The 22,452-nt window shown below is 44.6% G+C and carries 22 protein-coding genes; 7 read left to right on the top strand and 15 right to left on the bottom strand.

Annotation, left to right across the window (positions count from 1 at the left end):
- Nucleotides 1-166: 166 nt before the first annotated feature.
- The gene (locus G395_RS0124865; RefSeq protein WP_157486809.1) at nt 167-1,822 is read right to left on the bottom strand and encodes an IS1182 family transposase; all 1,656 of its coding nucleotides are present in this window, start codon (nt 1,820-1,822) and stop codon (nt 167-169) included.
- 377 nt (nt 1,823-2,199) lie between these two features.
- On the opposite strand from G395_RS0124865, the gene G395_RS30350 reads away from it, so the two are divergent.
- A complete protein-coding gene (locus G395_RS30350) occupies nt 2,200-3,315 on the top strand; it encodes a lipase family protein (protein ID WP_051350386.1) in 1,116 nt (371 codons plus the stop codon).
- Nucleotides 3,316-3,360: 45 nt separating this feature from the next.
- Here the strand turns inward: G395_RS30350 and G395_RS0124855 are convergent, their stop codons facing one another.
- On the bottom strand, nt 3,361-4,200 hold the full coding sequence (locus G395_RS0124855) for a type IX secretion system membrane protein PorP/SprF (protein WP_169720078.1): 840 nt from the start codon (nt 4,198-4,200) through the stop codon (nt 3,361-3,363).
- A 19-nt stretch (nt 4,201-4,219) separates the two neighbouring features.
- Nucleotides 4,220-5,002: an alpha/beta hydrolase family protein gene (locus G395_RS0124850; protein ID WP_169720077.1), complete on the bottom strand. Its 783-nt coding sequence runs from the start codon at nt 5,000-5,002 to the stop codon at nt 4,220-4,222.
- Nucleotides 5,003-5,092: 90 nt separating this feature from the next.
- Between G395_RS0124850 and G395_RS32455 the strand changes: the two genes are divergently transcribed.
- The 3 genes from G395_RS32455 (at nt 5,093) to G395_RS0124835 (ending at nt 8,683) form a co-directional block, all read left to right on the top strand.
- On the top strand, nt 5,093-5,275 hold the full coding sequence (locus G395_RS32455; RefSeq protein WP_169720076.1) for a hypothetical protein: 183 nt from the start codon (nt 5,093-5,095) through the stop codon (nt 5,273-5,275).
- Nucleotides 5,276-5,968: 693 nt separating this feature from the next.
- Nucleotides 5,969-7,636 (top strand): molybdopterin-dependent oxidoreductase, encoded by a 1,668-nt coding sequence (locus G395_RS0124840; protein ID WP_035361983.1) that lies wholly within the window; start codon nt 5,969-5,971, stop codon nt 7,634-7,636.
- Between the two features lie 9 nt (nt 7,637-7,645).
- Nucleotides 7,646-8,683: a tellurite resistance/C4-dicarboxylate transporter family protein gene (locus G395_RS0124835; protein ID WP_026632520.1), complete on the top strand. Its 1,038-nt coding sequence runs from the start codon at nt 7,646-7,648 to the stop codon at nt 8,681-8,683.
- A gap of 272 nt (nt 8,684-8,955) precedes the next feature.
- On the opposite strand, the gene G395_RS30340 is transcribed toward G395_RS0124835, so the two are convergent.
- From G395_RS30340 to istA, 5 genes are all read right to left on the bottom strand, one after another.
- Nucleotides 8,956-9,771: a gluzincin family metallopeptidase gene (locus G395_RS30340; protein WP_051350385.1), complete on the bottom strand. Its 816-nt coding sequence runs from the start codon at nt 9,769-9,771 to the stop codon at nt 8,956-8,958.
- A gap of 146 nt (nt 9,772-9,917) precedes the next feature.
- The gene (locus tag G395_RS32840; RefSeq protein WP_051350384.1) at nt 9,918-10,157 is read right to left on the bottom strand and encodes an ATP-binding protein; all 240 of its coding nucleotides are present in this window, start codon (nt 10,155-10,157) and stop codon (nt 9,918-9,920) included.
- Nucleotides 10,147-10,473 carry an ATP-binding protein gene (locus G395_RS32835; protein WP_051350383.1) on the bottom strand — a complete coding sequence of 109 codons (327 nt, stop codon included), beginning with the start codon at nt 10,471-10,473 and terminating at the stop codon, nt 10,147-10,149. Before G395_RS32835 ends, G395_RS32840 begins: the two co-directional genes overlap by 11 nt.
- Nucleotides 10,474-10,518: 45 nt before the next feature.
- Nucleotides 10,519-10,851, bottom strand: a complete 333-nt coding sequence (locus G395_RS32600; RefSeq protein ID WP_051350382.1) for a hypothetical protein — start codon at nt 10,849-10,851, stop codon at nt 10,519-10,521.
- Nucleotides 10,852-10,918: 67 nt separating this feature from the next.
- On the bottom strand, nt 10,919-12,073 hold the full coding sequence (gene istA / locus G395_RS30330) for an IS21 family transposase (RefSeq protein ID WP_051350381.1): 1,155 nt from the start codon (nt 12,071-12,073) through the stop codon (nt 10,919-10,921).
- 675 nt (nt 12,074-12,748) lie between these two features.
- Between istA and G395_RS0124815 the strand changes: the two genes are divergently transcribed.
- The 3 genes from G395_RS0124815 (at nt 12,749) to G395_RS30325 (ending at nt 15,578) form a co-directional block, all read left to right on the top strand.
- Complete coding sequence (locus G395_RS0124815; RefSeq protein ID WP_084439843.1) at nt 12,749-13,291, top strand: Crp/Fnr family transcriptional regulator; 543 nt, start codon at nt 12,749-12,751, stop codon at nt 13,289-13,291.
- An 83-nt stretch (nt 13,292-13,374) separates the two neighbouring features.
- Nucleotides 13,375-14,544, top strand: coding sequence for an epoxide hydrolase family protein (locus G395_RS0124810; RefSeq protein WP_026632518.1), 1,170 nt, complete (start codon nt 13,375-13,377; stop codon nt 14,542-14,544).
- A complete protein-coding gene (locus G395_RS30325) occupies nt 14,541-15,578 on the top strand; it encodes a winged helix DNA-binding domain-containing protein (protein WP_051350380.1) in 1,038 nt (345 codons plus the stop codon). Before G395_RS0124810 ends, G395_RS30325 begins: the two co-directional genes overlap by 4 nt.
- Before the next feature lie 343 nt (nt 15,579-15,921).
- On the opposite strand, the gene G395_RS30320 is transcribed toward G395_RS30325, so the two are convergent.
- The 7 genes from G395_RS30320 to G395_RS0124765 all read right to left on the bottom strand — a co-directional run bounded on the left by G395_RS30320 (nt 15,922) and on the right by G395_RS0124765 (nt 22,303).
- On the bottom strand, nt 15,922-18,027 hold the full coding sequence (locus G395_RS30320; protein ID WP_035361982.1) for a penicillin acylase family protein: 2,106 nt from the start codon (nt 18,025-18,027) through the stop codon (nt 15,922-15,924).
- Between the two features lie 525 nt (nt 18,028-18,552).
- Nucleotides 18,553-19,077, bottom strand: coding sequence for a dihydrofolate reductase family protein (locus G395_RS0124795; protein WP_026632517.1), 525 nt, complete (start codon nt 19,075-19,077; stop codon nt 18,553-18,555).
- On the bottom strand, nt 19,065-19,394 hold the full coding sequence (locus G395_RS0124790) for a hypothetical protein (protein ID WP_026632516.1): 330 nt from the start codon (nt 19,392-19,394) through the stop codon (nt 19,065-19,067). Before G395_RS0124790 ends, G395_RS0124795 begins: the two co-directional genes overlap by 13 nt.
- 32 nt (nt 19,395-19,426) lie before the next feature.
- Nucleotides 19,427-19,882 carry a GNAT family N-acetyltransferase gene (locus G395_RS0124785; protein WP_026632515.1) on the bottom strand — a complete coding sequence of 152 codons (456 nt, stop codon included), beginning with the start codon at nt 19,880-19,882 and terminating at the stop codon, nt 19,427-19,429.
- A gap of 67 nt (nt 19,883-19,949) precedes the next feature.
- A complete protein-coding gene (locus G395_RS0124780; RefSeq protein ID WP_026632514.1) occupies nt 19,950-20,951 on the bottom strand; it encodes an alpha/beta fold hydrolase in 1,002 nt (333 codons plus the stop codon).
- The gene (locus G395_RS0124775; protein ID WP_026632513.1) at nt 20,951-21,508 is read right to left on the bottom strand and encodes a hypothetical protein; all 558 of its coding nucleotides are present in this window, start codon (nt 21,506-21,508) and stop codon (nt 20,951-20,953) included. Before G395_RS0124775 ends, G395_RS0124780 begins: the two co-directional genes overlap by 1 nt.
- Before the next feature lie 276 nt (nt 21,509-21,784).
- Nucleotides 21,785-22,303 (bottom strand): hypothetical protein, encoded by a 519-nt coding sequence (locus G395_RS0124765; RefSeq protein WP_157486808.1) that lies wholly within the window; start codon nt 22,301-22,303, stop codon nt 21,785-21,787.
- Nucleotides 22,304-22,452 lie beyond the last annotated feature (149 nt).

Raw genomic sequence — 22,452 nt, 5'->3', positions numbered from 1 at the left:
CTTCTCCTATTTTTCCTGTCTTTTCCCACGCATTCTAAGAAAGATCAGACAATCAGAGATTATGGCAAGTTCATGATCAGTTGTGCAACGGCCACGGTGGTGGCTGTTGCGGAACTACCCTGATATTTTAGGTTTTGGTAATTATAAGATCTGGCTTCGGAGAACTTCAAAAATTCAGTGTAAAAGCATTCAGAGACTTCGAAAGTGCACTCGATAAGTGAACCACAGTCTCAATTGCTTCACTTTTTACCAGTTTTCCTTTAAATGTTTTGAGATACTTTTTAAGGTTGAAGCAGGTCGCTGCCATTAGCATCACCTTATGTGCTGCGGCTTTCCCTAAAACATTGATTTTACTTAATCCGTAATAATGGACCAGGCTTCCAAAGACCGGTTCTACCGTACTTTGCCGGACTTGTTTCATCCGTTTCCCGCCCCTGCTTAGTTGTCTCTCATAGGCTCGGTGATAATAATCTTCATAAGCTGTCGTAAAAATTCTTTTAAACAGGGACTTAGGCGTGCAGGATTCTTTTAGAACACAGGGAATGCAATCCTTCTTTGAAGCTCGGTAGTTTTTTATAGGCTTTCCGTCAGAGGTTCGATCGAAGCCCTTGAAAGGAATCGTCTTGCCCATGGTACAGGTAAAGGCATCTTCTTTCCTGTCATAGGTAACCCATTCCCTTTCTGGTTTATACTTGCCAAAAACAGGGATCCATGGTGTGACATTTCTCAGTTCCAGGAACTCGTAATTAAAACCATTTGAGTATCCTGCATCTGCTAGGAGCTCAGTCATGCGAAGGTCATTAGCCTTTAGTCGTTTTTGAACTTGCACAGTCATTGCTGGCAGATACTGACTGTCTCTTCCATCTGCAAAGTCGGCCTGTATATGGCTGATTATGCCTTGCCCTGTATCTACTGCCATACTGCAGTGATAGTTAAGTTTTCTTGCCTTGCCAGGCTTTACCGAAATACGAGCATCCGGATCATGCGGATTATAATGCGTTTTGTTACTGAATAACTGAGCTTTTTCATGAGAAGCGCCACTGGCACCAACCGGATTTTTACGTAGCTTATCATGAATATGTTTAACACGCTTCAAATGATGCTGCGGAGCAGTGATCAACCCTGCCGTGGAAGTTACAGCAGTGCTTGCTTGATTTTCGTTTTCGGTGTCTACGGCTTCAAAGTGCCTTTCGATCGATTGAAAAGGCCTCTTTACTTCAAGACTTTCCATTGAAGCATTCGCTTTAATGGGTGCCGAGTCCATGGCCTGCGTATGTCCACTGACCATGCCCTTATCAACGCACAAGGTAAAGACCTTGTTAAATAAGCTTTCGAAAACAGCTGTGGGGTACAACTGGCGCGTGCGACTGATTGTCGAATGCCAAGGTAGCTGCTCATCAATATCATAGCCTAAAAAGTAAAGAATGTCCATGCGCATTGAGCAGTGATCTACCAGTTTACGGTCAGAGGTTATGTTTTCCAGGTAACCTGTAAGCATAAGCTTAAAAAAGACCACTGGGTCAATGGACGGGTTTCCGGTGCTTCCATAAAGATCTCTGGTTTCTTTGTAAATGGAATTCAAATCCAGCGACTCTTTCAACTTTCGATAGAAATTATCCTTCGGAACCCGGTCAGATAATTGAAAGCTGGTGAACAGTTTTTCCGTGTAGTTTTTTCTTCCTTGCATTCCTGAAGTTACAAAAAAGCAACCTGTTTTGGAAGAAAATGAAGTTGTTTTTGTTCGAGTTCTGCAACGGCCACGGTGGTTTAAGTGAAATTTGGAAATCTCACCTAAATCTTGCCGTCTGCCGCTTAAAGGCATGTTTATAGTTCATTTCAAATTAGATAGCATACCTTAAGCTGTAATTTATCTCATGCGCGAAGCGTCTGCATCCAAACGGTCGTATGTAGCTCAGCAAATACTACCTTTAACTGGTCTTCACAGCTATAAAATTAAGATTTGATTGTGGTTCAAACGAAATTCCTAACTCCTGCAACGTCAGGAACGGAGTTTTTGCTTAACTGCACGAAGTCTGCCCTTCTGCCGCTTCTGTAGGTGCCAAGATGATGCGGTGGATGACATCATCACTGCGCTAGAAAGCGCGCCTGTTCTGTGCAACAACATACCCGGAATGTAAATGTCAATAATCTTACTATCTTGGCTAGTAACCACTGAGTTTTTCATAGGCTATTATTACAATGAGACCAATATTAACACTGGGGGTAGGGTTATGGGCGCTGTTGTTGAGTGTGTATGGACGTGGACAAGTTCCTGACTATCACTTTGGACCGGGTTTCGATCCCCGCGAATGTCTCGATATGCTCCGTTTAAACCAAGCTTTTGGAGACTCGGTCGGAGCTAACAGATTCTCTGATTATCGACCAGGGTATCAGTTCTTGCATCGTTCCCAGGCCTTTGGCTTGGATAACGTTTGGGATTTGTGGCTCCGTAAAGACTCGACCGTCGTTCTTATGCTGCGGGGGACCACCGGCAATGGTAAGTCACTGTTTGCCAATTTTTATTGTGCTATGATTCCGGCTCAGGGAAGCGTTGTGCTTCATAAATCCGATACTCTACACTATCAGCTAGCGACTGAACCTCGTGCCGCCGTTCACGCAGGCTGGTTATTAGGATTTGCTTTCCTGGCAAAGGACATTGCTCCCAGACTGGACTCTTTATATAACCGCGGGTATCATCGGTATATGGTGGCAGGACACAGCCAGGGAGGTGCACTCTGTTATTACGTCAGTGCCTGGCTTTGGCAACTTCGAAAACAGGCCCGTTATAGCGATTTGCAGATCAAAACGTACGCTACTGCACCTCCAAAGATGGGCAATATGTACTTTGCTTACGACTATGACAACCTCACCAGAGGCAATTGGACATTCAGTATAATTAATGCTGATGATGCGGTGCCCGAGATGCCACCGACTATTCAGCAAATGGAATCCGACATGAACCAACCCAATCCCTTGCTCGATCTGGGCAAGCTCTTCAAGAAGCTGCCCTTTATTCAGCGCTTGGTACTCACTCGTGCTTTCAACAAGATGCGTAAAGGGGCTATCAAATCATCGGAAGCCTATCAGCGGTATCTGGGTGGATATGCTCAGCGGTTTCTAAGACAGGCCGCCCCCGACCTGCAACTTCCCGACCCGGTTAACTCTACCTATTTTGTGCGGCCTGGCAACCCCATTGCTCTATTACCGAATAAAGCATATTATGCCTATTTCGAACCGATCAAAGACGGACCGTACTACCATCATGGTATGGATCCCTATGCGTTTTTAATTCGCCAATATTTTCATGTAGAATAAGTAACAGCTCCTTGCTCGTTAGAGTGGCGTCAATATCATAGACATCTAAAAGCAGTATCCCACTAATACGTCGATATTATTATCACGGTGAACCAGCGATTGATCGTAAGAAATGCCTAAGCGAAGGCCTTTATACGGATTGACAGTTAAGGAGTAAATGCTTCGAAGTTCCCATACCCGAAACTGATAGCTCAGCCATGCCCGGCGGAACAAACCAACATAAGTCCCTATATCGGCGTCAAGACCCCGTTCCAAACGGATCAGCGTAAAAGGTGCTATGGTTACCCGTTTGCTCAGATGAAAGGCATAGGCCAGCGAGAGATAGAACTCCCGCTGATTTGTCAGCAAATTCTCCCCATTATAGCGAACCGAGTAACCCAATAGATTTTTAGCGGACAGTCCTACCGCCAGGCTTCTTCCCTGATAGGCCAAGCCCAAATCTATATCTGGTGTCAGCCGGGTACTGTTTCGCGAGCGAAAAGCAGGCTGCCAGTTGTTCCAGCGAATGCAGTCCAGATTCAAAACGGCTCGTACCCCTAGTGATAGCGTCCTCGTACCGAATAAGGTAATTTGTTGGCTGTACCCCGCATAGATGGCCTGGCGATTGAAAAAGGAGTACGTGTCGTTCAGATAACCGACGTTGTATATTCCTTTCAACTTTTTAAGATGGCCCAGATAATTTGCAAATACGGTAACCGGTTTGTCCCAAACATCGTTATCTACAGACTTGTATTTCCCGTAGAGTAGTAGCGATTGGTTGGCCGTAGAGTCCGGCAAGCCGGCCGCCACGTTATAATAATTGAGGGCCTGGTTGGGGCCATACAAGTTCGGGCGGAGCGTATTTTGACCTTGAACGAGCATGGTTTGGGAACACCCAAGGAGCATAAGTAGCCATCGATTCATATCAGAGCTCGTTGAAGTCAGTCAGCGTTGTCAGTACAAATTTGCTAATTTCTGTGTCGTGCTTTCCACCCTTATATGTGTACAATTTGATATCGGCGCCCTCGTTCCTTAGCCCCTGGTATGCTTTGAGCGAATTGAAATACGGCACGACGTTGTCTGCGTCGCCATGATGTAAAAAGACTTTCCCCTTTGGCTGCCAGTTTTGATGAAATGAATTCTTTTGAAGTACCTGACCAAAGGCCTGGTCAGACCCGTCGGTGAGGCCCGCTAAAAACTGATGATTAAAGATTTTTTCGGGAACGGTCGAAGGTGGTAGTGCCGCTGAAATCTGATCGTAAACCGGATATGACCAAATTTGATCGGTCGATCGTTTCAGGCCTGTAAACCGATTCAAGGCGTAGAGCGACCAGGACGTAATCAGCACGACGGTCTGGGCACGGCTGCGCTGACCAAGAACGGAACGTATGTAATCGGTAAAATTATACGGGCCAGCCAGGCTAGAACTAGCTAGTACTGTAAACTCCCCGGCGTATTGTTCCTGCAAAAACCGATGGGCAGACAATGCTGCCCCACCCCCCTGAGACCATCCCGCCAACAGCAGGCGGTTATCTGCCGGGTAGCCTTTGCTGGTTAGGAAGGCCTTGGAGGCCAAAAGGCCATCCACATTGGATTTGAACATTTCTTCAAAGCACATGTAAGGATGTTCCTGATCTGTCGTCGATCCGTACCCGATATAGTCGGGTAGAAACACGGCGTATCCTGCCGATGCCCAAGTCAGTCCCATTGCTCTCACTTCATAAAAATCCTTTGCTTCCCCTTTATAGTGAGAAGGTATGGTTGATTTGTCGACCAAGGAAATTGGGGGCTGAGTACCGTGGAAATAAGCCAGCATACGTGGAGAGGCCACACCGTTAGGCAGTATAAGCAGACCTCTGGTGGCGATGGGCTCGCCCTTGTATTCGGTTTGGTAGGTCAGCACGTAACACGTCAGGTCATAACGGGCGACAGTCTGAATGGAAAACTCCGGAACATTAGCAATGACCTGCATTTTTGGTAGTACTTGTCCCGGGCTAACTTGAAGTATGCTCCCCCTGTTCTTGGTAGGAGCCGGATTGTCGCTGTCTGTTTTTGAACAAGCTACTATCCATACGAGTAGCCCAACCCAAATGGCTGCAGGTGTTTTCATCTCAAGACTTTTAAGGACTCGTGCTAACGAATCGTAATGATACGAGGCATACTCAAATTATCCGTTACTCCAAACGACCGGGTAGAAGAATTGCTATGTGGTAGCTTATCCGCGTACATACAATTATACGCTTTAAGACCAAATATTAAGTACTATACCTAATTTTTGATGAATGTATTTATGCTGCCGATTCACCGAACTGATTTTCGTGTCCATACTAAGAAGCTTGATCATAATTTCAACCGTCATACGCAGTCGTCCCAACTTTTCCAAGGTAGAAGCGCCACCCATGCACTCCTGTTTAAAGGCCGCGTCTTTGTCGGTGCTGCGCAGTTTCAACATTGTGATATTAGAGAAATTCGCCCTGAGAAATACACTCCTAAAAGGTTTTATAGAAAACACAATGAGAAAAGCTGCTACCGCAAACCCATACCTGAACCGATAATAACAATAAGGTTTTATGTGATGTACATCTTCATAACATTGGATCCAGTAAGAGAGATTATTTTTGAATATCAATAGACTTAATTATCATTATTATAAGTTCCGAAAAATGAATCATTTATGATCCCGAATTTTACCTCCGTAGAAAAAGCCGTTCGCTATCCTTCCGACCGCAGATCTTATCTAGGCTTAAAAAAAGAAGTGTGGTGCATAATAGGTTTGGCCCTATTGGGATCAATAGGAGTTGCATGGCTTCAATATGCTATCTGGGGGTTACCGGCCGATCCGGCGGTGACCAATTTGCCGCATCCAAACCCCGTTTCCGGCTTTCCCTGGTGGTTGCGGCTGAGCCACTGGGTCAATTTTTTTTTCCTCGTTACCATCATACGCAGCGGACTTTCAATCCTAGCGGATCACCCCAGGTTGTACTGGAATAACGGCAGCACCCCGGGGACCGAGTGGGCTAAATTTACACCCGTCGATATTCCGGCCAATAAGATATTTACTGCCAAAGAAGACGCCAGATACATCAGCCCGATCTGGGGACTCCCTGGGTATCGGCACACAGTTGGATTGGCGCGGTGCTGGCATTTCATCAATGTTCCATTTTTCCTGCTCAATGGAATTATTTTTGTTATACTTGTTTTCGCTACGGATCATTGGGTCAGGCTTGTGCCGGATTCCTTTCAGGTTCTGCCGGACGCATGGAGCATTTTTGTTCATTATGTAACATTGAATATGCCGATTGAGCCAAATGGGTTTTACCAATACAATGCCCTTCAACAACTCTCTTATTTTACCGTTGTATTTGTGCTGGCGCCCATCTCTATGCTCAGTGGCATGGCGATGTCGCCTGCCATTGCAAACCGGTTTCATTGGTTTCCCAAAATGTTCGGCAACAGGCAAGGAGCGCGTTCTGTCCACTTTCTTGTGATGGTTGCTTATGTCGCATTCACTATCGTGCATGTAGTGATGGTGGCTGCAACCGGGTTGGTAAGAAACATGAACCACATTGTGCACGGGACTGACAATGAAAATGACCTCTCCGGACTATATACCGGCATAGGAATCCTCACTTTTATGATCTTGTTTGCTGTTTCTGCACATTGGCTTTCGTGGAAACGCCCACGGCTTTTACAACGGGCAGAGCAGCTATTGAATGGTACATTGTGGGCGCTGACCATCAACCGATTAGAACCAAAACTTTTTCATAAAAAAGAAGACATATCGCCATATTTCTGGCCTAATGGTAAACTGCCGGAATCTGAGGAATGGCGGGCATTGGCGGCAGACAAATTTGAGAATTTTAAGCTGAAAGTCGGGGGACTGGTGGAAAATCCTGGTGAATTTTCATTGGCTGAACTTAAAGCATTGGGTAAAGAGGAAAATATCACCATGCACCATTGTATACAAGGCTGGTCGGGGATTGCAGAATGGGGCGGCTTGCCAATTAGTAAATTAATTGAGGTTGTGAAGCCTGACCCTTCCGTGAAAACCGTGGTTTTTTATTCTTTCGGAGAAGGATTGTACGGAGGAGTTTATTATGACACGCACACGCTGGATAATTGTATGAAGCAGGGTGCATTGCTTGCCTGGGAGATGAATTACAAGCCATTGCCTGAATTATATGGAGCGCCGATCCGTCTCCGCATTGAGAACCAGCTGGGCTACAAAATGGTCAAATGGATCGAACGCATTGACTTTGTAACGTCACATACCACTGTTGGTAAGGGCTATGGCGGAAAAAATGAGGATGACGAATATTTTGATCTTTTAGCCAGCACTTAATATTCTTCAATGAATTTACGGCACAGTACCAAGACTATGCTGCCTTCCTATTTCGCGATGGCGATGGCTACGGGCATTTTAGGTGTTGCGTTTTCATTGAAGGGTTGGGACCTCCTCGCTAAGGCTATGCTCTTTCTTAATCTGACGATCTTCACGTCTCTGGTTTTTGCCTTGGTATATCGCATTGCAGCTTATGAAAAAGATGTCATTGCGGATTTCCAAAGTTATCAGCGTGGGCCCGGTTTTCTGACGCTTGTAGCAGCCTGCTGCATTATTGCCAACCAACTGATCCTGGTGTTTCAACTATTGTCGGTCGCAAAAGTCCTGCTCGTTATTGCTGCTGGTTTATGGCTGTTTCTCGCTTACGGATTTCTCTTCTCCATAACTATAAAGGAAGAAAAACTGAGCCTGAAAGATGGCATCAACGGAGGCTGGCTGCTGCTCGTTGTTGCAATCCAGGCGATTTCCGTACTCACCGCGCTGGTAGCTGCGGGCAGCAATACATTTCTTTTCGTCTCTTTGTGCCTTTTTCTAGTGGGATGTGTGTTTTACTTATACATTATGTCCCTGATTATTTACCGAATTTCCTTTTTTATCCTTCATGCAGACGAACTGGGCGCGCCTTACTGGATCAATATGGGAGCCACAGCTATTACGACCTTGGCTGGTTCGATACTCATCACGCTTTCTGATCAATTTAATCTTCTAATTGAAATTCGTCCTTTTTTAAAAGGGTTCACTTTACTGTTCTGGTCCGCGGGAACCTGGTGGATTCCGTTGCTGATCATTCTGGGGATCTGGAAACATGCTGTCAAAGCAATTAAAACGCCGGTCACAGCCGAAGGCTACGATCCCAGCTATTGGTCACTCGTTTTCCCACTAGGCATGTATACCGTATCCACGATCAGATTAAACGAGGCTTTGCATTTACCGTTTTTGGAAATCATCATATCAGTTTTCATTTTCATCGCACTGTTTGCATGGTGCGCCGTAATGCTGGGCTTCATCCGACACCTTCTAAACCTGCTAGCTCCATCCAAGCGATAACATAGGGTATTTCTTTATCGCTCCATTAACTAGCATAGCCAATTATTTTACTAAGTCACTTCGCCCGACAAAGTAGCAATTAATTACTTTAACTGGCAGTCATTACGGATCGGCAAATAGGGGAAGTATAAGTGATCGCGTCAATCAGTAATAACCGATCTTCTGCATCATCATCAGCAAGATATATTTTTTAATCTTAGCCATATAGGGGTTCTTTTGGTAACTGGACAAAGAATAGCGCTAAGAGTTCTTCAGATGCACCCGGGTTGTTTTCAGGTACGTGTCCACATAATAGAGTTGGCATTATGATTCCAATGAATACTTTGAAAATCAACCTGCTTGAGAATATATTCTCCGGATAAATTTTTTAACCATTTAGCCTGGGCATTTCTGGCATCTTCCAAATTGTCATATGTATTGAAATCACTGCTACAAGTTTCGTTAGTGGGTCTACATTGCCGGATTGAAAAATACTTATACTGCTGTGCGATTTTTTTAAGATTACTGTCATCAAGTGGAATACTTTTGATTGAAGTGTAAAAAGCATGCGGTTTATTTGGAGCCCCCTTTTTAACTGATTCTTTCGATAGTCCCCAATAGTAATAATGTGTACTTGTTGATCTGAAAAGGTATAAAAGATCTTGTAAGCTGGAAAGGGGTGCAAGGTATTTCTCTTCAAAAGATGTAAAAACTTGTTCGTCAACACCGCTGTCAAGTATGCTCTTTTTGAAAAACTGATAGTTAGTAACTGGGTGTTGTGAACGCAGCACCGTACTGAGCCAATTCCATATTTGTTGTTTTCCTATCTGCTGCTCCAGAGCCGTTAATAGTAATGGAACATAGTTATAGCGATAATCCTGATTAATTTGACTTCCAATCGTTATGTTCTTAAGTGGCACAAAATCTTGCATCTTTTTACTGGCCCCAGCATAACGCTTAATCTGTCTGTCATAGTAGTCTTTACCTACAAGGTCCCTTATGGCTTGCAGGGAAAGATACTCTGTAATCCCTTCAAGGAATGCCCATTGCAAAGTTGAGTTTGGCGAGATTACAGAACCAAAGTAATAATGACCTAATTCATGTGCCATAAATGATAATCGCGAAGAATCAGACAACGCTAGATATTCCTGTGAAAGTACTCCAGTGTTCCTGGGCAAAAGACGCCGTTAATTCCTGCGCAAACTACGCCACCTAAAAGTGGCTAACGGCACTGAGCGAGAGTGATAATTTAAACTTAATGATTTTTTCTTTTTCTCAATGATTTTCCTGTTAAAGCAATTCTGTGAGCGGATGCTGAGAGTCGGTCCATGGTGGCATCTGCAAGCGTTGGCTCGTCTATAAAGTTATGCCAATTGTCCACAGGCAGTTGCGAAGTGATAATCGTAGAGCCATTTCCGTAACGGTCTTCCAATATGTCCAGCAGTGCGATCCTGGCATCGTTGCTTAGCTGTTTTAACCCAAAGTCATCCAGCACCTGTTATCAAGATATTCTCCCCCTTTTCGATGAACATTCCGTCTGACAATCTCAGGACCTGTTCCCTTGTAATTCCCCTTTCAGGTGTACACAGGATATCTTCCGGAAGGGCGTGATAACGAAGTTTGCTAGCTTTCAGATACTTTGACGTCCTGACGTGCTGCCGATATTCTATTTCAGCCTGCGTGATAATGGCGACCAGGGAATGGACATCGACCAGCTCGTGGACGGGCAATGAAAGAACGGCCTCATAGCGTTTTGCCATACCGGCCAGTTTGAGCGACCTTAACAGATCTAAGGTGTTTTGTGTATTCATTTTGAACAGGTTATAGTGATTATTCTTTGTAGGTAGCTGGTCCTCTCAGGTTAGAGTGTTCAGGATACGGTATTCTTTGCTGTCCAGATCCTGGATCAGGTCCATGTTATGGTCCAGGATGTTTTTTACAGCGATGTAACTGAACTTATAACCTGTTAAAGCCCGCTTGCAGGCATTCTCCATCCGGACGGCCCCATAGGACTTAATCAGTCTTAGCAGGCCCAGGCAAGAGGAGTACGATTGATCGATAATTCGTTTGCTATCCATGACTTTTTTGAAGAACTCGTAGGTGCTGGGGCCGTTCTCGCTGGCTTTTCTCAGGTAATATTCCGGGTCCCAGCCCTGTTGTCTGGACACAACCTGGTGGGCCTGTGGCATATGCTCTTTCAGGGTAGTATATCCGTGGCTCCGGTAATTCCTGCTGTGCAGGGCAATCCGCTGATTATCATGGCGGCCGCCGCGCGGTAAATCTCAACCGTATCTTCGCAGTAAGCGATCCGCACTTCTTTGCCGATGTAGCGGAAGGGGACGCTGTAAAGTGCCAGTCTTCTCCGATGACCACATGGTAGTTCTTCTGGACTTTGGCTTTGGTGTAGTGCCGGACTTGATAGGGCGATTCCGGTAAAGGTTGAAGATGCGGGGCTTCCTGGCTAGTAAATAATTCCAGACGGCTGAATGTCTTTTTCTGGAAGTTCATCTGATGGTGTAGTGCCAACTTCTCTTTAATGGCTGCATTCAGGCTGGCCAGATTATGGAAGGTGTCATTGCGTAAGTGGGCGTAAATGCGGCGGTAGGTGATTTTAATAAAGTTCTCTACCGCGGCCTTATCTTTGGGTTTATGTGGCCTGGCTGCATACAGGGCAATATGATTGTGGTTGGCCCATTGTTCAAGCATGTCGGTAAATGCAGGTTCGTAACGAGAGCTACGCGATACCCACTGCTTCATGTTATCAGACTTTGCTCCCAGTGGTACACCTCCAAAATAGGCCAGCGCGTTGTTTAAGGCCTTTACGACCTGGGCCAGTTTCATGTTCGGCAATGCTTCCACATATCCGTATCCGCTAAAAGGCAGCACCGCCACGAAGACAGGGCATGCGATGAGCTCACCGCTTGCAGTATCCACATAGTATAGCTGGTCACCAGCAAAATCCACCTGCATCACCTTTCCTGGATGGTGCTCAAAATGCATGGAGGCCTGGGCGATTTTGAGGTGATCCTGCAAAAGTTTACAAAACCTGGAATACTGAAGGCCACCCGGATTTTCCCTGATATATTCCTTCCAAAGGAGTAATCGGGTAACGCCGGTATGTTTTAATTCATGGGCAAAATAGTCGACCTGACCGTAGAAATGGACTTTCCTGGGGTCAGTATCTTCCGGTACATCTGTCTTTTCCTGATTGATCAAGTATTCCAGCTGCTGGTCCTTGACTAACAGAAGCTCTCGGAACCCTAAACCTGTTTGCAGGAATTTCTGCTGGTAAAGCCCAATGGTCTTCCTTGATATTTTTACTTCTTTTTCGATGTTGCGAATTGATACCCCTCGTTTCAGAAAAATGAGTATCTGCCGTAATTTATGCATGCTCAGAGGTCTATTGGCCATTCCATAAGCGGTTAGGTAACACGTACCTAAACTTATGAGAATGGGCGGTTAAACTCTCTGCTCAGTGGCGTACTTTGCCAAGGAATAAGTGGCGTACTTTCAAGAGGAATCCATGCTTTTACGGGATCTCTAACATGGAACCCAACACAAAAAACCTATCAAAATCCGGCAACTTTCATCAGATCGGTGGCGTACTTTGCGCAGGAATAATTGGCGTCATTTCAGAGGAATCGTGGAGTGCTTTGGAGAGGAATATCCATAAATTAACAGATCTTTCAACTTGCATATAATGTAGATGGCAACTGACGACAATAATAATATATTTTTCAAAAGACCCTGGGTAGTAAATTATATTATAGGTCAGATATTACTGAATTGATTGGAACCACATCCATGTCATCCCTACAGGCGTTGCGATGGCTAGAGGTTTAGCGGCGCCAGGGGATAGGGCAACTTGAACAATCAACCCATACCAGCAGCAAAGTGACTGATTATCGGAGTTTTCACGTCGAAGTTGCGATAGCAGTGAAAATATTTTGTACTTACTCATAAAGGATGTTAGGTCAAATTCCTTTTACGACAAAAGACGCATTTTATATTGAAAGGGCCTCAGCAGGCGGGTTGCCTGCAATGTTGTGACAAATTGACTTTTTTAATTAAGCAATCTTTAAATTAATGAGTACGCAGAAGATGAGTATACAGTTGGAATGGCAAAAATTCAGCCACTTATTTAAGCGAGAAGAGATTTCGGCAAAAAGTATTTTGCTAGACGAGGGAGAAATTGCTAAAAACATCTATTTCATAGAGAAAGGTTGCCTTAGACTTTCTTTCAATAATGACGGGAAAGATATTACTTTTCAATTTTTCTTTGAGGGTGAGGGCATTTCATCGGCTGAGAGTTTTAGATACGATCAACCCAGCCTATATTCCATTGAGAGCCTAGAACCATCTGTGGTACATACCCTTACCAAAACAAACTATTTCACAATTATTGAAAATTCGCCACTGATTAAGCTGAACCTAGAAGAACAGACCATTCAACGGCTTCTATACATCGAAAGACTCTTTCTGTCAAGAATAAAAAACAGCCCACAACAACGATATATGGAATTATTAGCGCAATACCCAAAAATCCTTCAAAGAGTGCCCCAGCACTATATAGCGTCTTTTTTGGGTATAACATCCGTTTCTTTAAGCCGAATAAGGAACAGGCGATAGCGATTATTAACAATTGTTATCGTGGGACAAATGCGTGATGGCGAATTTTGTTTAACATCCATTAACAATAAAATTCTCAGACCATGCAAAAGTTCACAATTCAAATTCCGGATAGCGATATTGCTTATCTTTATCATAGGCTTGCAAACACCCGCTGGCCTAATTCAGCGATTGACAATAGCTGGGAGAATGGTGTGCCATTAGACTATTTAATAACACTAGTAGATTATTGGCTCAATAAGTTTGATTGGAAGAAACAAGAGGCAATCCTAAATCAATTTCCTCAATTTATCTCGGAAATTGATGGACAAAATATTCATTATCTGCATATCAAATCCCCAAGGGCAAATGCTACACCACTAATGCTGGTTCATGGTTGGCCGGGTTCATTTGCGGATTTTATCAAGGTTATTGAGCCGCTTACCAATCCGGAAAGTGATGACCAAATCGCATTTGATTTGATTATACCTTCCATTCCTGGCTTTGGTTTTTCAACACCGGTAAAAGATAAAGGTTGGAACATGGTTAGGATTGCAAGTGCATTCACAACATTGATGAAGGAGCTTGGTTATGAGAAATTTGCTGTTCATGGTGGCGATATGGGCGCTGGCATTGTTGGTATCATGTCGGGCGTGGCGGCCTACAACTTGATTGGTACCCATATCAATTCAGATTTTTTTGCAGTTGCAGGGCTTGGAATGTTCCCTTCTGATAATTCATTTTTTACAAATGAGGAAACCCTGAGTTTAGAACGAATGAAACAATACAAAAAAGATGGAACGGCATATTTGGAAATTCAGTCCACAAGACCGCACACTATCGGCCTTGCGTTATCAGATAGCCCAGTCGGGCAATTGGCGTGGATAATTGAAAAATATAAAGAATGGTCTGATCAGGACAAAACTTTGCCGGAAGACGCTATCGATATCGATCAAATTTTAACGAATGTCTCCCTATACTGGTTCAACCATATAGGAGCATCAAGCGCAGCGATTCTCGCAGAAAATATGACTATGGCTTTCGATTGGGGCGGTGATAATTCGCAAGACTCAAATCAATGGACCGCTCCCAAAGTTCAATCGGCGATAGCGTGTTTTGGGAAGAAAGAAGATGAATCTTTATTGAAAAAATTAACTTCATTTATGGGCGAACCGGATAGATGGACTTTTTATGATGAAGGGTGCCATTTTCCGGCCATGGAAGTACCTGCCTTGCTGGTAAGTGATATTAGAGATTTTTTTCAAAATAGATGAATAGAGAAGAAATCATACAGCTGCGCTTATTTAATCACGGTTTATTAACGAATCGTTTTGAAAGTCCTGGTGAAGTTGTAGCTCATTTTGGAGCAGTGCAGGCCCAAGATTATTCAATGGCACTCTGGGCGCTGGGTTTGCGTACGGAATCTTCTAAGCGAAGTGTGATTGAAAAGCTCATTAACTCAGGCGAAATTATTCGGACCCATGTTTTGCGACCGACATGGCATTTGGTGCATCAAACAAATATCCGTTGGATGCTGGAACTTTCAGCACCTCATGTGAAAAAAGCAACGCAATATGTTGATAAGAAAGAAGGGCTGACAGATGAACTATTCTTAAAAACATGGAAAATAATTGAGCAAAAATTCAGAGAGGTTGCTCATCTTACCAAAGACGATATAATGACTTGCCTATCGATGGAAGGTATGACGGTCGGTAACTTGCTGGCAACGCAGATCATTATCAGAGCAGAGTTGGAAATGCTTTTATGTAACGGAGCAAGAACCGGAACGTATGCTCTGTTTGAACAACGAGTACCCAGGGCCGGCCAAATTTCAAAACCCGAAGCCATAACCAAACTTGCTCAGTTATACTTTGGATCACGAGGCCCTGCGACTCTAAAAGATTTTGCTTGGTGGAGTGGTTTGAGTATGAGTGATTCGAAAATAGGGGTTGCTGAACTGGGTGAGCAGCTAGTATATTTTGAATTGAATGATTTAAAATATTATCATTTCGAGATTGAAGCTAAGATTCCCCCAAAAAATACTTTCGCTTTATTACCGTGTTATGATGAGTACACAGTTGGATATTCAGAAGGAAGGGATATCGCTTTACCGATTGGTTTGGATAATTCAAAAATTGCGAATGGTATTTTTAAACCTATAATCTTATCAGGGAATGAAATTGTTGGGACTTGGAGAAAAAGCAAAAAGAGCCCGTTTGTGGAAATTCAGGGATTTTCAGACAATAAAGAAATTTTGACCTCGAATATGAAAAAATATACTGAAAAGATTAACAAATTCTATGAGTAGGTCAGCATATTGCCATTATATAATGATATAAAGTGAAATACATTCGGCTTGGCGATAACCCTTAAAATAGATGGGAGCATCTTTGATGTAGTACTTCCGACAACCTATTCCAGTAGCATACGCTATACTGTTATTGACAAACGCTTGACCAATCCATTTTTTTGAAACTGCTTCAAACGGGTTAACGGTTAAAACCTCAAAACTGAGGTGCAGTTTTTTTTACTCACTGGCCTATCATATTAAGCCTATCAATACTCACTATACTACACAGCAAATTCCTTCACGAGCTTAGAAACTGCACTAGAAAATTTGACTATTTGGGCGCGAAATTTTCGCTTGCTGACTATTTTTGTGACTCCGGACGGTTCATATTGACTTGTTGCCGATGTTCCAGGTTTTTTAAAATGTCTTTCCGTTCCAGCAAAGCTGGGCGCAGTCGTTTAGCAGACATATCTTCCCACTGGTCGCCGTTATGCTTGTGACCTGGCTGCGTAGCATTTCCATAGCTTAGCGAAACTTGCGCGCGGACCTTCGCCCCAAACTCTGTGACGGCCACATAAGTATCACCGGAAGTGGCGCGGTTTCTGGCCGGTTGCTGACGGTCCGGCGTAAAGTAAATCGTGCGGTAGATGCCATATTGCTCTGAGCCGCCGTTGGCCGGGTAATTCTTGTCATCCGGCCCAAAGCGGTTTACTTCGCCCCAGGCAACGTCCAGCCTTCTGTATTTTTCCTGGACCTTTTTAGCTGCCTTACCAAGCAGCTCAACCGCCTGCTTTGGATTTTTTAGTCCCCGCGGCGTGCTGACAGGTTGCTTCGGGTCCCAGCCGGTTGCCGCCATTCCAGGATTGAATTGATCAAACCAAGCCGTAAAAAGAACGGCACCCTTGCTATCTGCATTCGTTGTCCGATCCCACGAGCTGAGTACCCTGCCGGCGGCCGCAGTCAACGAATCCGGGTGCTGGTCTACGGCTTTCAGTAAATCATCCAGGAACCGGTCCGCTGCTTCCAGGCCCGTATTCATCTTATAGTTAATCAATTCGTCAAAAGTAATAGCGGCATCATCCTTAATCAGATTGATCGAGCGTTGGGGACGCAGTCGCAGCGGAAGGCCAATGGGCGACATGTAACTTGCATATCTTGCCGGATCGATAAGGGCAGGATAGGTACAGCTCCAAGGCACATCATTTGCATTCTGGACAAAACCGGTTGGCGGGTTGAATAGCTTGGGCAGATCATCGTAGCCGTGGGTTTGCGTCCAGATCAATTTGGAAGAAGAGCCGTCAATGGCGCCTTGCCAAAATAGCCAGTCGCCCTCACTGCGCTTTGGAATACTTCCCGCAAATAAATAAAAAATATTGCCCGCCTTATCCGCATAAATGACATTGAACATGGGCAACTGCATCTGTTTGAGCGCAGTTTCAAACTCCTTCCAATCTCTGGCGGCAGCCATGGCATGATGCTGGGCGGCCAACCCAGCATTGTCCAGTCCGGCAAACCGCATGGCGTAGGTCTTGCCATCCTTGCTGTTCATCACCGGGCCATGTTTGCTGTAACGACAGGTGATGGCTTGTTCTTTCAGGCTTCCATCCGGCTGCCTTACTTTCAGTAGTATGTGCTTGGTTTCAAATGCTTGTTTGATGCCATCCAGCATATATCCATCGTCTTTCAGGGTGAGCGCATAACGGTCGGCTGCATCGATGGTGTTGACTGTATGAGTCCAGCCCAGATTGTTGTTGAAAGCAATGTTCAGCACCGGCTGACCAACCAGCGATGCACCGTATGCCATGAAATCAGGCCCATTAAGATGTGCTTCGAAAAACAGGAACAACCCGTCCCAGGGTAAATGAGGATTGGCAACCAGCATTGCCTTTTTGGATGCAGACTTTGATGGTGCAATGGCATAGGCATTTGAACCGGGAGGGCTTACCTGCGCCCTTCCCGCCTCACCTGCCCCTAGAAATTCAAGGCAAATGACCCGGCTAATATGCGCAAGGACATCGGTGCCTGTGACGGGCAAGACCTGGGCGAATTCGTTGCCGATGGATTGGGGGTTTGCCTTCGCATAGGCATTCAAACCGTTAACAAACGCTTCTAAATACCGGCGGTAGGTGACATCCTGCTGAGCGTAATGCGTCTTCGCACGCTCGGGTACGCCAAAAAGTGTCACAATCTTATCCGAGTCGAGGAATGCCGGCCCCCAGTACTCAGCAGCGCGGCCGCGCGCCTGGCCGTAAAGCCGCAACAGCAAATCTGCATGGTTCGCCATCTGCGCATAACCAAACCCATAATACATGGCTTCCAGGCTTTGTCCATAAATATGCGGCACACCATCATTATCCCACAAAATCTCCGCATTTGTGCCATTGCCCGGATGCTCTCTCTTGCTGGCAGGCTGCGCATTGACAATAGTATTGAGGGTTAGAAAAAATATAGTGATGATCCTTTTCATAAATGTAAGACTACCAAATGAGTATAATTGCTAATATATAAAGTAAAATTATATATCATAAATTTGCTGACAGATATTCTGATAATATTCGGTTAAAGCCTAAGCAGAAACGATACTTCTATGGGTAGAAAAGCCAATCACAAATAACGTCGGGTTTTTGAAAAGCCCTTGCATATCCGGATGACGATGATGAGCAACATCTTAATCTAATGTGATCCCTCAAGATTTCTGAATGAGTATGGCAGTGGTCGAACATAAGTATGATCAGTTTAGGTTGTCGGGGTGATACATGTAAGGTCGGTGCAGTAAGGCAGCTCTTAGCTACTTTTAGCAGTTTCAGCAATCTGAGAGCTTATTTTAGTATGTTTATGTGCTTGACAACGTTAATCGTACTATTGTCAGCTACTAGGTGGAGCCACCCTTGTATCCAATACACAACAATGTTTCCCCTTCATCAACTTGTGGATCTGGTTAATACGAATAAAGAAAGCCCTTGATCGGCTAATGAATTTAGCCCACAACAACTCATTTCATCAGATAGTGAAGTTGGACAAGTCCGGTATCAAAATGCTTGGCTGATTGGAGCTTAACAATTTGCTCTGGACGGAAGTCTTTGAATAGCCTTATACCATCGCCAACAAGGATAGGGATGACTGATAATATCATTTCATCAAACAGCTGATCTTTCAGCAGCCGATTGACGATCTCGGAGCCGCCATCGCAAAAGATATTCTTCCCTTGCCCTGCCTTCAAATCTCGTATTAGAGAGGGCAAGTCACCGTTGTAAAAGGTGATGTTTCCGTCTTTGGGCATGTTCTGGCTTGTGATCACATAGCAGTCTTTGTCACGATGCGGAAAGTCGAAACCCGAGTTTTTAACCCAATCATACGTTTTCCGACCAAGGATCACTGTGTCAACACTCGTTACAAATTCTTTGTAACCATAGTCTTCACCTTCTTTGTGGACAATGCTTAAAAAGTTCAGGTCATCCCCGGGTTTTGCAATGTATCCGTCCAGGGAGCATGAGATATAAAGTATTAGCTTACGCATAGGTTTTCTTGATTGCCGCAACACTCCATTAATGTCAATGCCCAAGGTTTAAATATTACACCATATGTCCAGTGCTCTCCATTTGATTCGATAGCTTGGGCGGTGGGGTGGTTCCGGTAAAACTCGACAGGTCCTTGTTTTACTTTACTGAAGACTTTGTCTCCAATCTTAAATTCATCTCCCAGTGAAAACAACAGTTCGGCATTAAGCATCGGAGCTGCGATTTCAATGAGTGAATATTGCTCCGCGTAATTTGAGAACAGGCAATCAATTTGATCTTCGAGCCCGGAATCTGGTAAAATGGTAAATGATAGCATTGTGATCGTAACATTGTTGATTCACTTTAAAACTAAAAACTCAGCCAATCATTTGCTTTCAAATGTAATAACGGGAAAGGCTTTCCGCTGGCGTCGAGCGGAGAACGGCCGACAACTTTGAAGCCCATTTTGATGTAAAATTTTAGGGCTTCCAGATTGTCCTCATTGACATCAACCTGGCAGGCCAGGAGCTGCTGAACAGCAAATCGGCATAGTGCCTGGCCGATGCCTTTTCCAAACTCCTCCGGTTGCACGAAAAGCATTTCAATCCTACCTTCTGCAACTCCAACAAAGCCTGTAATCTCGCCGGATGCATGGCGAATGCCAAAAAGACTAAGAATGGGTAAGTATTCACTAAGAACCAATGGTTTGTAAAATTGGATATCCGCCTCTGAAAGAAAGTGATGGCTCGCGCGCACCGACGCCTCCCATAAGGAGGTTATTTCGGTAAAGTCTTTTTCGGACAGTGATATAATCTGGGATTGCATGTTATTTACCTGAATGATTTATCTGTATAGGTGCTTAGTATGGACTTACCGCATTCATAATAAGCCGCTATTTTCCAACAAATGTCCGTACAGCATTGGTAAATTCCTTGGTTTCAGTAATAAACGGTTCATGCCAGGATTGCTCAAATGTCACCTTGGTTACCTGTGTGTTTTTCAAGAGTTCCTTGCTTTCCAACCCAATCTCAAGGGGCACAATCCCGTCTTTGACACCCCAGAAAAGGCCGACTGGAATTCGGACGTTTTGCAGCAGAGTCCCCTTTTCAAATGTCCGGCTTTCGATGTCGCCGTAATAACCATAGGCTTTGCTGTGGGTGAACTGCGCGAGTGCCGTATTAGGCGAACCAAATGCGTAATTGATTACATATTTCATGTCCGAATACAGCGAAACCGGGTTGCCGTCCAGCTTGTGCATCCAGCGGTAAATGCCTTCCCAATCCACAGTTCCGGTATTTTGCAGGGTGACCGGATTAGCCGTCAGAAAATCTTCGGCCTCTTTGTTGCCTTTTTCTTTGGCCCGTTTCAATGCCCACTCCCGCACCTGAAAAAGCCAGCGATAGTAGGAAAACATTCCATTGACCATCATCGCGCCGGCAACCTGCTGTTGATTATCGCCTGTGGTCAGATATTGCCAGGCAAGTTCAACACCAAAGCTGTGTGCAAGCAGATATACCTGCGCGTTGGGATATTGCTTTTTTAATAATTTTACAATCAGCTCCATATCCTCCCCAAATTGTGCGTAACGCAATGTCGCAGGATCAACTTTGCCCGAAGATGCACCGGCCACACGCTGGTCCCAATACGCCATCATTATATCTTCTTCCAATTCTTTCAGGTAATATCGATAACACATCGCGCAGTCACCAGGGCCGCCATGTACGAAGAGCACGATCTTATTGGGCTGTTTGTTTCCTTTGACCCAGATGGGCATATTAGCACCTTTATGGCGAAGGAAAAGCGTGGCATCTTCGCGTGGCTGCGCATCCTTTTCTTTGCAACTGATCAGCCCGATAGTCGAGCAGATCATGAATAGTTTTATAAGTAGTCTCATTATTTTTTGAGTGGTATTAATGTTCCGGCTTCAAGGGCGAAGCGCATCAGGTTAGAAGTGTTATAAGGCCGCTGCTGCATCAGATTCAGCTTTACATACCATGCAAGCGACACTTTTTTACGAACTGATAAATCGTGGCCGAGGCCAAGCGATACAGTGGGCATAAATGCATTTCCGCCTGCAAAACGCACCCGGTCAAAATCACCGTCCGTGGTGGCTTCGTAGGTTCTTCCTTCCAGGAAATATCGAAAGTAGGCCGGGGAAAGTGAAAATTCATAGAGCGCACCTTTCTTTCCGATCCGGCGAAAACCTATCTCCGGCGATACGGTCAGACCAATGTGATTCTGAGGATGTCTGTATCCGGCAACACCCAGCGAACCATAAAGTATTCGTTTTGCATTGCGGGCAGATATTGACGTTACGATAGGCTTTTCATAAGCCGCTCGAAGACCGTAATGTGAAACCGTCTCGCCAAAATAGGCCAATCGCAGGGATTGGGCATGGAGGAATTGTGAGCACGTACAAAGCAGTACGAGCCATATAATATTGTATTTCATGATATTAATTCGTTACAACAATGATTAGAGCTCACGATTCATTCCATACGTTTTTAAAGCGCTTTTGTATCGCGTCTCTTCCGTGGTCTTGGGGCACGGCAAATATCTGGGAGCAAGAATTTGGTTTGCAGATTCAACCTTGATTCTAATGATGGTAGAAAATGGAAAAAGCCCTTGCGTCAATTTAAAAAGTGCTTTCCACCAGCATAGTACGCTTTTATTTATCGATTTTTGAATGGTTTCAGTTAACATTGATTCTTCACTAAGTGTGTTTGCCTAATCTATTAGAATGTCAAATTCCCCGCTGAACGAAGCGCTGTCGGGATTGCATTGCTCCTGGCCATTGGTATCAATTAATGCCCCTGAAAACGTGCCCATAGCATGTTTACCTGCCTCGTATTTAAGGATTTTTATCTCTCCTTTCGTAGAGCGGTAGCCGGATTTGTCTGGGCAAATCTGCGCAAAATAGTTATTGAAGACAGTCCCGGCTGTCTTGTACTCAACCTGGCTCACCTGCGTGTAGTTGTTAATGTCCTGTTTGTAAGGATAAATCCCCGCCTGTGAGCCGTAAGCAGTTAATGAAAGGTAATCAGACCCGTCAGAGCCCGCGGTGATCCCAATGCTTTCGATGGATCCAAGTTTTCCTTCGGAAATGCTGGCGTCATTGTAGGTTTTGGTTTTTCCGTTAAAGGTTAATTTAAGCGTACTTTTCCCGGATGTAGATTCTGACGTATTCTGACAGGCAAGCAGGGCCACCAGCAGGCTTGCGCAGGTGAGGGTTTCCTTTAAATTCATGGCTAAATATATGTTTACTGATAAGACTACATTGGAAATGCAGCGAAGTACATTTTCCAATGGCACAAAGGTGGGAAATGAGGATTCATGAAAAAATGCAAAAATCTTTAAATGCATATATCGGACCACGAAATGTCAGTACTGTACAC

The organism is Dyadobacter alkalitolerans DSM 23607, assembly GCF_000428845.1.
Taxonomy (GTDB): domain Bacteria; phylum Bacteroidota; class Bacteroidia; order Cytophagales; family Spirosomataceae; genus Dyadobacter; species Dyadobacter alkalitolerans.
This window is presented reverse-complemented; position numbering and strand designations above follow the sequence as displayed.